Consider the following 12,017-nt stretch of genomic DNA (forward strand, 5'->3'; position numbering starts at 1 on the left):
ACTTTTTATCGCTACAATCATGTAATAAAATCTTACATAGTTTTTAAAAATTAATAATTAATGTTAGTTTTTATTACAAATATTCAGAAAATTAGGATATAATATCCTTATTGATTCAGCATAAATCAAAATGAGGTGATTTTCATCGTCCAGCAAAAAGAATCTTATATAGATAGAAAGGTTATTTCCATAGGGGTCGTCAGAGAATTAACCGGACTATCCGATAGGCAAATCCGCTATTATGAAGAAAGAAAACTCGTTTTCCCCGAAAGGTCTAAGGGTGGTAACCGTAAATACTCTTTTTCCGACGTCAAGGCATTAGTGGAAATCGCCGATAAAATAGAGGATGGAGTGCAAACCCATGAAATTAGACAGGAAAAATTAAAAGAGAACAGAAAAATTGAACAGGAAAAAATGCGAAAAAAAATGCTGCAGGGCCAATTAAATGCACACTTTGGCCTGCGTAATTGATTTTCGCCCAGAAACCTGAATTATTAGCTGTTCAATGTCCATATTTTACTCTTCGACAACATTTTCACCTTGCAATATTAAAATAGCTGTTAACATTGTTACACTGGACATGATGACTTTCATGTCCAGTTTTCCATTTTCATTACAGTAAAAGTTTTCTAGGTAATCATTCCTTTTCTAAGCGAACTCCTTATCTTTTGTCTTCTCTGAAAACCATGATAATTTCTCGGATAAATTAACCACTTTTCCTATTACGATCATGGCGGGATTGGCAACCTGCTCACTTGTAACGATTGCCACTATTGTATCGATTGTTCCTGTAATAGTTCGTTGAAAACCTGTCGTTCCTTGTTCAATGACTGCAATGGCAGTTTCAGGCTTCATTCCGCAGGAGCGTAATTGTTTACAGATATATGGAAGGTTTTTGATACCCATATAAATAACAATGGTGTCAACACCATGTGTCAAATGATGCCAGTTGATGTTATCAGGTTTACCGGTCACGCAGTGTCCTGTGACAATTGCGAAGGAACTCCCCCATTCCCTGTGAGTCAGGGGAATTCCAGCATAAGCTGGCGCAGCGATTCCAGATGTGATTCCAGGGACTATTTCAAATTGAATTCCATGCTTTGCTAGTACTTCTGCTTCCTCACCGCCTCGGCCAAAAATGAAAGGATCTCCCCCTTTTAGACGAACAATCGTTTTTCTCTCCATTGATTTACTTATTAACAATTGATGAATGCCCTCTTGAGGGACACAATGTATACCAGGCGCTTTACCGCAATAAATGTATTCAGCTCCAGGTTTACCGTAGAAAAGCAATTCACGATTTACCAATCGATCATACAAGATGACATCCGCTTCCGCGATGCATTTGATTGCCTTGACAGTAATTAAGTCCGGATCACCAGGACCGGCACCAACAATATAGACCTTACCTTTTTCCATCCTTTATCCCCTTTTGTTGTTTAGTCATGAAAGCCTGTGTGATGATCTAACCAAAAATATTGTCATGAATAAGAAGAAAACCTCCCCTTAATGAGACTTTAACTTAATATAGGATGTACTTTTACAGCACTTACTTTAAAGCCGGGCATTTTGCATGTCGGGTCTAAATCCTGTGAAACGAGGCGGTTGACATTTTGGGAGTCTGCCCAATGAAAAGGGACGAATATAGTATCATGGCGAATCGTAGGGGACCATTTGCTTCTTACGACAATACTTCCCCGCCTTGATTCGATTTTCACCAAAGTATTGTCTGGAATATGATATTTCTTGGCTGTTTCCGGATGGATTTCCATATATGATTCAAAATTTCTTGCGGCTAATGAAGAGCTTTTTCTCGTTTGTACTCCTGTTAAATAATGTGACATGATTCTTCCTGTTGTTAAATAAAGTGGAAAATCCGTACATGGCTGTTCTTTTGGAACAAGAGGCATATTATTAACCACAACCATGGCCGCCTTTCCATCCGGGTGGGCAAAAGACTTTTCGAATAACCTTTTTGTCCCTTTATGGTCAATGGTTGGGCATGGCCACAATATGCCTCCTTCTTTTCTTAATCGATCATACGTTATACCATAATAATCAGCGGTCCCCCCGCGGCTTGCCACTCTCAATTCTTCGAAAATTTCTTTCGCAGATTGAAAGGGAAAATGCTCCCCTTTCCCAAGAGCTTTCGCTATATCACAAATGATTTGCCAATCATGCTTCACTTCCCCAGGAGATGAAAAACTGGCTTCCCGAAGCGTTACCCGTCCTTCTAAATTCGTCATTGTTCCCTCATCCTCTAAATAAGACGAAGCAGGTAAAATCAAATCAGCCAATCTAGCAGTTTCAGAAACGAACATGTCTACCGCGACAAGAAACTTTAATTTTTTCAATGCCTTTTTGACAAAGTTAGCATTTGGATTCGAAACAATGGGATTGGAACACATTAAAAACATGCCGGTAATTTCACCTTCATTTATCTTCTCTATCATCTCGTATGCCGAGACGCCTTTACGCGGCAATTCAGTCTCATCAATTCCCCATATTCTTGCAATATGTAATCTATGTTCCTCATTTTCAATCATGCGATACCCTGGCAGCTGGTCTGCTTTTTGGCCATGCTCTCTTGCTCCCTGCCCATTTCCCTGTCCAGTGATAGCTCCATAACCCGAATTCACTTTTCCAATTTTCCCTGTAACAATAAGAATATTAAGAAAATTACGAACGGCGGCCGAACCATCTGTTTGCTGCTCAACTCCCCTTGCTGTAAAAATCATCCCTGATTCTTCTTTCCCGAACATTGCAGCCGCTTTTTGGATTTGGTCGCTAGGCACCCCTGTCATTTCTGCAATTTCCTCCAACTTTAAAGATGTAACATACTCTTTAACTTCGTTGTAGCCATTTGCACGGTCCCGGATAAATGCTTCATCAATAAAATCCTCTTCAATGATCACTTTCAATAATCCGTTTGCCAAGGCGGCATCCATCCCAGGTTTCACCTTTAGATGTAAGTCGGCCATTTTCGTTGTTGCGGTTTCCCGGGGATCTACAGCAATGATATATGCCCCATTTTGTTTCGCTTGCTCAAAGTACGGCATGATTGTCGGCTGGCATTCCGCAATATTCGTACCCGCCAAGAAAATGCACTTTGTGAACGGAACCTCTGATAAGCTGTTGGTCAGGCCCCTGTCCATACCAAATGTTTGGCTTGCTGCCGAAGCAGCTGCGGACATGCACAAACGGCCATTATAATCTATATACTTTGTTTTTAAAGCCACTCTTGCAAATTTTCCAAGCAAATAGGCTTCTTCATTTGAAATGGATGCACTTCCATAAACAGATAATGCATTTACACCATCTTCTGCTTGAATTTTAGTGAAATTCTCCTTAATGTGGATTAATGCTTCCTCCCATGATATTCGAACAAATTCCCCATTTTTTTTCAATAATGGGTATTTAATTCGATCTTTATGCAAAGCATGTTGGTGTGCATTCATTCCTTTAATGCATAAGCGCCCCTCTGAGGTTGGATTATCTTTTCCAATCGTCAAATACTTTTTTCTTGTCACTATTGTTTGTTCCAGCAGCTGCATCTTACATTGCATGCTGCAAAATGGACATTGTGTATCATATCGTTTTTCTGATTGGACCTCTTGTTGCTTCGTGCGGAAATACTTTAATAATAATTCGGTCAAGGCTCCTCACCCTTTACTCATGGATTTCTATGGATTTTTCATGGTACAAACATTTATCCGCTTACTAAGTCTTGCATCTAGTTTTCCCTTTTGTTCATTCCCTGATCTAGGCCATTTCCAATCGTTGAGATAGTTGCTGACTAAGTTCATTATCAAACAAAACTTCTCTAACATGAATTAAACCCACTCGTTCAATCCATTTCCAAGTCCGTTCTAAGTAGTTGGCTGATTCCCGATAATATTGAATAAAGCCGATGATGATTTCAATGGCTTCTTCATTTGTGCCGGCTACACATAGCAGTTCACCGGCACGTGCATCACGCCCGCTGCTTCCGCCCACATATATTTCCCAGCCCCTGTCAATGCCCATAACACCTATATCTTTCGTTGTTGATCCTGCACCGTTATGCATACAAGCGGATATGCCCATCTTTATACGGTATGGTGTTGATACTTGCTCCAATCTTTTTTCCAAATCTACAGCAAGTAATAGGGATTGCTGTTTATCACAAGAGCAAACATGTTCACCGATACATGTTTTGACGTTTTGGACGGTGTTACCATATTTCGAACTTAACGGCATATCTAAATCAGCCCACACACCTGGGAGATCTTCTTTTTTCACCCCCATTAAATGAATCCTTTGTTCACTTGTTACCGCAACCTGGGATATTTCATATTTATCGGCAACATTAGCAATTTTTCGCAAGTCTTTTGCATTCGTCATCCCGCCGTACATTTGCGGGATAACTGAGTATCGGTTATCACTTTGAACTGTTGCATTCTTTTTTTCGTTTATGAAAAGAGTTTGCTGTCTGATCTCGTACTCTGGATGAATCATCCCTAAATAATAGCTCAATGCAGGCCTGCAAGTTGAACAACCTTTTGTATTTTCCCATTCAAGAGCATCCATCGCTTCTTGGACAGTCGATACGTCTTGGAGCTGCATTTTATACACGATTTCATCTTCCGTTAATTTCGTACATGAGCAAAATGCAGTTTGTTTCTCATCCTGAGTAGTAAGGTTACTTTGAATATAGGTCAAAAGCTCGGTCACTGCCGGCTTACATCCGCCGCAAGAACCGGAAGCCTTTGTGCATTGTTTAACTTGTTCCACTGTCGATAATCCCTTATTTTGAACCGCTTCAATGATTCCCCCCTTTGAAACAGCATTACAATGGCAAATGATTTCATGATTTGCCATCGAAGCGATTAATCCCTCAGCCGTATTTGGTGACTGGAACAGTGCACGCTTTTCCTCTGACGATACTTCTTGCCGCTTTACTATCATATCGAGTAATCGTGAGCTGTTGTTTGTATCTCCGTAAAGCACAGCACCTATGATTTTTCTTCCTTGAAAAACCAACTTTTTATAAACACTATCCAATTCATCAAAAGTTGTGATGGATTTCGTTGTTTCGTCACCATGGAAATCACCAACAGAAAATAGCTCAACTCCTGATAGTTTCAACTGGGTCGAAAGGACCGAGCCTTGGTATCCGCTGCATTTCATCTCACAAATATGCTTTGCCAGCACTTCACCTTGTTCGTATAGAGGTTTAACCAGCCCATAAACCATGCCTTGATGTTCAGCACATTCACCAACCGCATAAATATCTGGGATGCTGGTTTCTAAATAGTCGTTTACAATAATCGCACGATTTGTATCAATTCCGCTTTCTTTGGCCAACTGAATATTCGGTCTGACTCCCGCAGCCATAACGACCAAATCTGCATCCAGCTCCGTTCCATCCTTAAAACGGACGCGCTCTACACGCTCGTTACCGATTAACTCCTGTGTTTCCTTTTTTAAAAGAAAGTTCATTCCCTGGTTTTCCAACTCTTTTTGCAGTAAAAGTGATGCCGTTGAATCGAGCTGCCTTTCCATTAAATAGTCAGTGATATGAACGACATGCACTTCCATACCAAGGTTTAACAGCCCTCTCGCTGCTTCCAAACCTAACAAACCGCCTCCGATGACGACTGCTTTTTTATGTTTGCGTGAAGTTTCAATCATCTTTTGGCAATCTTCAATCGTCCGAAATGCAATGACGCCTTCTTTATCTACACCTGTGACAGGAAGAATGAACGGGACAGAACCTGTGGCAATTATAAGCTTATCGTAGTAAACTTCCCGTTCTTTGTCTGTTTTTATTTTCCTAGTCTCTTTATCGATTTTTACTACCGTTTCACCTGTGAACAATTGGATATTATTCTCCGTATACCAGTTTCTATCATTTATCGTAATATCTTCAAAAGAGGTGTTGCCTTGAAGCACAGTAGACAATAAGATTCGGTTATAGTTAACGTGTGGTTCACTTCCAAAAATAGTAATCTCAAATGCAGTCGGATCCTTACTTATAATGGATTCAACACAACGTAATCCCGCCATTCCGTTCCCTACTAAGACCAGTTTTTGTTTATACATTTTATCCCCCCAAAAACAAGTACTGTAAAAAAGCCAAACTAAGTAAACAAAGTTCTAGATCTTAACTGAATTCTTTCCGAGTACCCACGTTTTTCTCCATGAAAGCTGAGCTAGGCCCAGGATAAGCAAAGCCACGATTCCAACTGCGGAAAATACTAAAAATCCTGTAGCATATGTGCCAGTAATCTGTTTCAACGTACCTAGTATGTTTGGAACCAAGAATCCGCCAACACCTCCGGCAGCTCCCACAATCCCTGTGATAAAACCTATTTCTTTAGAAAATCGCTGTGGAACTAACTGAAAGACAGCTCCGTTGCCCATACCGAGAAATAGCATTCCGATGAACAGAAGGATCGTAACGGCAGTAAGAGAATAAAGAAAACTAATCCCAAACATACATATAGTGAGACCAATAAATAAAAACATAAGCAGTTTAACTCCACCTATTTTATCGGCAATAAATCCTCCGACGGGACGAAAGAAACTTCCGGCGATGACACATAATGTAACAAATTCCCCCGCCCTTATTCGTGTTAACCCATACTCATCAACAAAAAAGATGCTTAAGAAGCTAGTAAACCCGACAAAGCCGCCAAAAGTCACACTGTAAAGAATACAGAAATACCAAGTGTCCGTTATTTTAAATACGTTGAAATATTCCTTTAGTGGTTTTGCCGGCGGTTGAGACGGTGCGTCTTTTGCGATTAAAATATATACGATAAACACGATGGTTAAAGGAATCAAAGCTAATCCCATAACATTATGCCAGCCAAGAGATTCTGCAAGACGAGGTCCGAACAATGTCGCAAAAAGAGTTCCGCTGTTACCGGCACCTGCAATGCCCATCGCAAGACCCTGTAAATGCGGGGGATACCAACGACTGGCCATAGGAAGTGCTGCAGCAAAACTTGCTCCAGCCACTCCTAGCAAAATCCCTATTAAATAAAGCTCTGCTAAACTTTCACCGAATAACCATCCCCAAAAAAGCGGAATCATTGTAACAAGCATCCCGCCAATTGCGGTTTTCCGCGGGCCGATGCGGTCAGTCAAAAAACCAAGGACGATTCGAAAAAACGAGCCTCCCAAAATCGGAATAGCCACAATCAAGCCTTTTTCAGCTGGGGAAAGTCCGAAATCCTTTGTAATATAGACACCGAGTGCCCCTAATAATACCCAAATCATAAAACTGATATCAAAATAAAGGAATGAAGCTAATAATGACGGAGCATGACCACTTTTTTTCAATTCAGATATTTTCATTTTCATCTCTCCAATACTTTATTAATTGAATATTTGTTTATTTTACTCTTATAAAAGTAAGATTTCTTTGTTTATGTAAGAAAACATCACACACTTTTTTTGCAAGTTATTAAATGTGAATACTTTAAGGTAGGTATTGGTCAAAATTTAATAAATTCATTTCCTTTTTCTTATATAAATCGCATGATATTGTGGTTTACTTAGGTGATGTAAAGTTACAAGCTTGTTTAACTTTTCAGTTATGGCCGGAATAAACTCCAATAACATTTTGAAATATTCGCCATACAAAAAAGAGAAGCCTAATGCTTAAGCTTCTCGTCCAGTCTGTAGATAAACCCGACTATAATGGAGTTTGTTTACAGTTTTTATATTTGTCCGTTAATTCCATTCCAGGCAGCCGCTCCCAAACAACTTTGTTTAACATTAAGATAGAACTCCTTTTGCCAACAGTCTTTTTTGTTTAAAATAGAAGAAATAGAACTTGAGGTGATATCCATTCAGCGCGAACAACTTTAACTGATGACTGCCTCTTCTTTAGAGGCGGGTTCTTCCCACGGCACGAAACAAGGATCTCCTTCATATGATGTGTTATGAACGGCATGAGATATTTAATAATCTGATTCTATGGGGAAAGGTTGGGTGCAATAATATGAAGCAATATCCATTTCAGAACATCCCATTTCAAAATCTTCAGAAAAAAGATATGTCATTTGAAGAGGTATTCGTTCATATTGTTGAGTTTATGGAATTAAATCCTTCCGGTAACTATCAATTAATGGTCGGGACAGATTCGCAAGTACATAAAAAACATACGGTTTTCATTACAGGCATCGTAATACGGCAGGTCGGAAATGGTGTATGGGGTTGTATAAGAAAAGTGATGATCCCTAGAAGGATGCTGCATTTACATGAACGTATCTCTCAAGAGTTGTCGTTAACAGAGGAAATCGTATCACTGTTTACGGAAGAAAGAAAAAATCAGTTAATCGATATTGTCCTGCCTGCTGTATATCAAGGGGCAACGTTCACAATGGAAGGTCACATTGATATCGGGATTGGAAAGCGAAACAAAACCAGTGAGTTTGTAAAAGAAATGGTAGCCAGGATGGAATCCATGGGGGTGGAACCAAAAATCAAACCGGATGCTTTCGTCGCTTCAAGTTATGCCAACCGTTATACAAAACAAGAGTGACTGTTTACAAAAACATGTAATTACCCAATGGTATCCACACTGGATTTTTTAAAGCTGATTGTACAATTTGGTTTGGGAGACTGCAAACGGTACATACATTTTTTCGGTACGCTATTTTAAATAAAGCAAAAAACCGGCCTCAGACCGAGACCGGCTTCAACATTTTAAGATATAAGCCGCCAATGCCGTATTCAGTAAGAAAGTTTTAAACCACCACTCCTCAAAGTGGGTGTTTGCAGAAAAAATCCTGTTGTCCAAGTCGGTGACGAGGCATAACATTCCTGTTTCAATATAAAACTCCCTATTACAGCTTAAAGGTTAAAACTTTATTATCATTACGAACAGTGCAGCTTGTATTGTTATAATACCTGAATTACTCACATGTTACAATGTTAATAATCACCATTTTAAAATCGCTTATGGCTGTGGAATGGATGGAAGCTGGATTAGTTCTTCGTTATTATCAACTATTGATCAAAATAACCGATAAAATCCCCTTGCTCCTTATTTTGCAGATATAATACCGTTTCTTTGTCAGAAATGGTTGGCAGTCCGAATTTTTGATCATACCTCTCAATTCCTTTACCTGTAATGATAATCCAATCCCCTTCCTTTCCTGCTTGTAACGCCTCCTGGATAGCAAAGGTACGATCAGGAATAACCTTCCCGTTTCCAGCGGAGTAATCGCTAAGCAGTTTATTTAGTGTGGATTCCATCCCCTCAATTCCGTCCGAATTCAGATCATCCATTGTCAAAATCAAAACATCACTATGTTCCGATGATACTTTAACCATTTCAGCCCTTTTGGTCGTATCTCGTCCACCCCGGAAACCAAAGATATGATAAATCTTTTTGGCCCCACACTCTTTGGCCGTTTGAAGCATGTGGTGAATGGCATCTGCAGTATGTGCATAATCGATGACTATAGTCGGCCCAGAAGCTTTCTTATATATTTCAAACCTTCCTGGTACACCGGAAAATCGTTTCAGTGAAGTGAGAATTTCCTGTTTTGAAATTGGAAACATCTTCGCTACGGAATAGGCAGCTGTTGCGTTATATAAATTATGAAGTCCAGGTAAAGGTAACTCAATTTTCACAAAGTCATGATTCTCATTCAATAAAATAAAGGGGTTCGTTGCGGTATTATAATTGGTGATGGCTAAATCGCAGCGATTGGATTTTCCAAAAACAAAGGCACTGACATTCTTCTCCCATAAGTATTCTTGCAGTTTTCCCCCCCAGAAATCATCTCCATTAATAATCGCAAGACCACTAGGTTTCAATTTTTCAAAAAGCAGTAATTTTGCCAGGAAATAATCCTCCATCGTAGCATGGAAGTCGAGATGGTCATGATACAAATTCGTGAAGACACAGAAATCAAATTCAATTCCTTCTAAACGGTATTGAGCTAATCCATGTGAAGACACTTCCATTATGACAACCATGTCCCTACTTGCAGCCAGTAAGGAATTCAATTCCATGGTACCTGGAGTCGTATTATGGGAATCGACTTTGTTTCCATTGATAATATGCTGTATCGTACCAATGACTGAACAGGTTACTCCATTTTCTTCTAATATTTGCTGAAGCATATAGCTAGTTGTAGTTTTTCCATTTGTACCCGTAATTCCTATCATTATTTTTTGATTGCTGGGATCACCATAAAACCTTTTGGCGATTTGCCCTAATGCTTTACGGCTGTTCTCCACTCTTAAATAAGGAACTTCCAAACCCTTAATATCGCGACTGCCAATCACAGCCGATGCCCCTAAGCGAATTGCATCATTGATGTAATTATGGCCATCGGACTTATATCCGGTTACGGCAACAAAAAGGAATCCTTTTTTTATTTCTTTAGAGTTATCGGTTACACCTGTTATGGATATATGTTCAACGTCCTTCGGCAAATCCCCGTTTATCGCTTCTATCAATATGTCTTTAAGGATCATTAACTTTTCTCCTTTGTAAGCTATTCACTGATTTTTGCATAAGTACCAATAAGCCCATTTTTAGTATGAACCAGTACTCCCAAAATAATTGTCAATCCAGAATTTGTTAGTTCTGATGACAGTAAAAAGAAAAAAAGAAAAGCAGCCAAAATTGGCTGCTTTTCTTTTGGTTGTAGCTGTATTTAGGTGTTGGAACACCGCAAGATGCTTATGATTGAACTTCCAGAGGTTTCGTTTCGGCCTTCTGATTGTACAATGGTAATATGAAAAACATTCCTATAATAAAAAAGAAAGCGGCGGTTTCAAATATGGCGACGAGTGAAAATTGCTCTTTCAGCACGCCTGCCGCACTCATGGTCAACACCATCGATCCAGTGAATAATGGGCTTAAGATTCCATTGACCCTTCCGATGAACTCGCCCTCGGTCCTCTGCAATATCAATGTATTGATCCCGATTTGGATACAAGGAAGCATTAGCCCGTTAAAGAACTCGGCAGTAAGTGTAATCCAAATATTTGTTGAAAGCCCCATTACCGCCAATCCTATGGCATTCACAAGCATTCCGAAAGCTAATAATCTTTGAGGTGCCACCTTTTTGGCAAAAATCATTACACCGGCTCCGCCTAAAATCATACCAAACCCATTCACCATAAATAACCATTGGAGATTTTCCTTAGGCAGTTCCAGTTGTTCTGTAACAAGGAATATCGAGAGCGGCTGAATGAAACCCAGTCCGAGCCCAGCAGCCAGAAAACATAAACCAAGCAAACTTAGTTCTTTTTTTCGCAATACGTAGCTCATACCGCTTTTCATTTCCTGCCATAATGTTGTTTTTGCTGACCGCTCATTCAGTTTGCGATCTTTTGGAAGAAAGGCGAGTGCTCCAGCTGAAAGTAGAAACGCCAGGCCAGTAATCGCAATCGAGGTGTTTATCCCGAAAGATTGGAAGGCAAATGTACCGAGAATCGGACCTAAAACCATAAATACTGCGAAAACGGTCTGATAAACTGACATGCCTGTCTGGATTTGACTTTCTGGCAAATGCATCTTAAATAGCTTCATGCCCGATGGCTGAGAAAATTGAGAAAGTATCGCCGAAATTAAAGTTGCGAAGAAAACCATTTTCCAACTGCCGAAGATTAGCGAGATAAGCACAGCAAATACGGAAATTGCACTTAAAATATCACACCAAACCATCGTTTTTTTCGGACTCCAGCGGTCAGCAAATGTGCCTCCAATAAATGAAAAAATAAAAATGGGTGCGAATTCTGCTACTGATATCATGGAAATGGCAAAGGCATCTCCATTTGTCTTCTCCATGACGAATAACAAAACGGCAAAATTCCGTACCCATATCCCTATTTGTAAAAACAACCCTGAGAAGATAATGGCCTGGAATACTCGATTTTTAAAAATGTTAGGTTCCTTATTATTTAATGTTTCAGATGTGTTATTCGCCAATATAAAAACCCCCTGTGAAATATCTGGACAGGAGGCAGTACAATACAAATTTAACAAGGCAAAATATCCC

8 protein-coding genes and 1 other RNA gene are annotated in these 12,017 nt (G+C 39.7%); 2 read left to right on the forward strand and 7 right to left on the reverse strand.

Going from position 1 to position 12,017, the window contains the following annotated elements; translation table 11 throughout:
- The first annotated feature begins 135 nt into the window (after positions 1 to 135).
- Positions 136 to 471 (forward strand): MerR family transcriptional regulator, encoded by a 336-nt coding sequence (locus tag ACZ9AO_RS03145; RefSeq protein WP_275452473.1) that lies wholly within the window; start codon positions 136 to 138, stop codon positions 469 to 471.
- A gap of 177 nt (positions 472 to 648) precedes the next feature.
- On the opposite strand, the gene cobA is transcribed toward ACZ9AO_RS03145, so the two are convergent.
- The 4 genes from cobA to ACZ9AO_RS03165 all read right to left on the reverse strand — a co-directional run bounded on the left by cobA (position 649) and on the right by ACZ9AO_RS03165 (position 7,344).
- The gene (gene cobA / locus ACZ9AO_RS03150) at positions 649 to 1,419 is read right to left on the reverse strand and encodes a uroporphyrinogen-III C-methyltransferase (protein ID WP_476108439.1); all 771 of its coding nucleotides are present in this window, start codon (positions 1,417 to 1,419) and stop codon (positions 649 to 651) included.
- A 98-nt stretch (positions 1,420 to 1,517) separates the two neighbouring features.
- The gene (nasC, locus tag ACZ9AO_RS03155; RefSeq protein ID WP_476108440.1) at positions 1,518 to 3,656 is read right to left on the reverse strand and encodes an assimilatory nitrate reductase catalytic subunit NasC; all 2,139 of its coding nucleotides are present in this window, start codon (positions 3,654 to 3,656) and stop codon (positions 1,518 to 1,520) included.
- A 106-nt stretch (positions 3,657 to 3,762) separates the two neighbouring features.
- Complete coding sequence (gene nirB, locus ACZ9AO_RS03160; protein WP_476108442.1) at positions 3,763 to 6,084, reverse strand: nitrite reductase large subunit NirB; 2,322 nt, start codon at positions 6,082 to 6,084, stop codon at positions 3,763 to 3,765.
- Between the two features lie 54 nt (positions 6,085 to 6,138).
- Positions 6,139 to 7,344: a nitrate/nitrite transporter gene (locus ACZ9AO_RS03165; protein ID WP_251539570.1), complete on the reverse strand. Its 1,206-nt coding sequence runs from the start codon at positions 7,342 to 7,344 to the stop codon at positions 6,139 to 6,141.
- Between the two features lie 649 nt (positions 7,345 to 7,993).
- On the opposite strand from ACZ9AO_RS03165, the gene ACZ9AO_RS03170 reads away from it, so the two are divergent.
- Positions 7,994 to 8,536: a ribonuclease H-like YkuK family protein gene (locus ACZ9AO_RS03170; RefSeq protein ID WP_095392054.1), complete on the forward strand. Its 543-nt coding sequence runs from the start codon at positions 7,994 to 7,996 to the stop codon at positions 8,534 to 8,536.
- 169 nt (positions 8,537 to 8,705) lie between these two features.
- Here ACZ9AO_RS03170 and ssrS read toward each other — a convergent pair.
- The 3 genes from ssrS to ACZ9AO_RS03185 all read right to left on the reverse strand — a co-directional run bounded on the left by ssrS (position 8,706) and on the right by ACZ9AO_RS03185 (position 11,947).
- A non-coding RNA gene (gene ssrS / locus ACZ9AO_RS03175) (6S RNA) lies at positions 8,706 to 8,892 on the reverse strand.
- Positions 8,893 to 9,003: 111 nt separating this feature from the next.
- On the reverse strand, positions 9,004 to 10,485 hold the full coding sequence (locus ACZ9AO_RS03180; RefSeq protein WP_476108443.1) for a UDP-N-acetylmuramoyl-L-alanyl-D-glutamate--2,6-diaminopimelate ligase: 1,482 nt from the start codon (positions 10,483 to 10,485) through the stop codon (positions 9,004 to 9,006).
- Positions 10,486 to 10,693: 208 nt separating this feature from the next.
- Positions 10,694 to 11,947, reverse strand: coding sequence for an MFS transporter (locus tag ACZ9AO_RS03185; RefSeq protein WP_476108444.1), 1,254 nt, complete (start codon positions 11,945 to 11,947; stop codon positions 10,694 to 10,696).
- Positions 11,948 to 12,017: the final 70 nt, after the last annotated feature.

Source organism: Peribacillus sp. TE19612, from assembly GCF_056279465.1.

Coding starts and splice junctions, on each gene's coding strand:
- nirB (WP_476108442.1), bottom strand. CDS start 6,084: ATGTATAAACAAAAACTGGTCTTAGTAGGGAACGGAATGGCGGGATTA.
- ACZ9AO_RS03180 (WP_476108443.1), bottom strand. CDS start 10,485: ATGATCCTTAAAGACATATTGATAGAAGCGATAAACGGGGATTTGCCG.
- ACZ9AO_RS03170 (WP_095392054.1), top strand. CDS start 7,994: ATGAAGCAATATCCATTTCAGAACATCCCATTTCAAAATCTTCAGAAA.
- ACZ9AO_RS03165 (WP_251539570.1), bottom strand. CDS start 7,344: ATGAAAATATCTGAATTGAAAAAAAGTGGTCATGCTCCGTCATTATTA.
- cobA (WP_476108439.1), bottom strand. CDS start 1,419: ATGGAAAAAGGTAAGGTCTATATTGTTGGTGCCGGTCCTGGTGATCCG.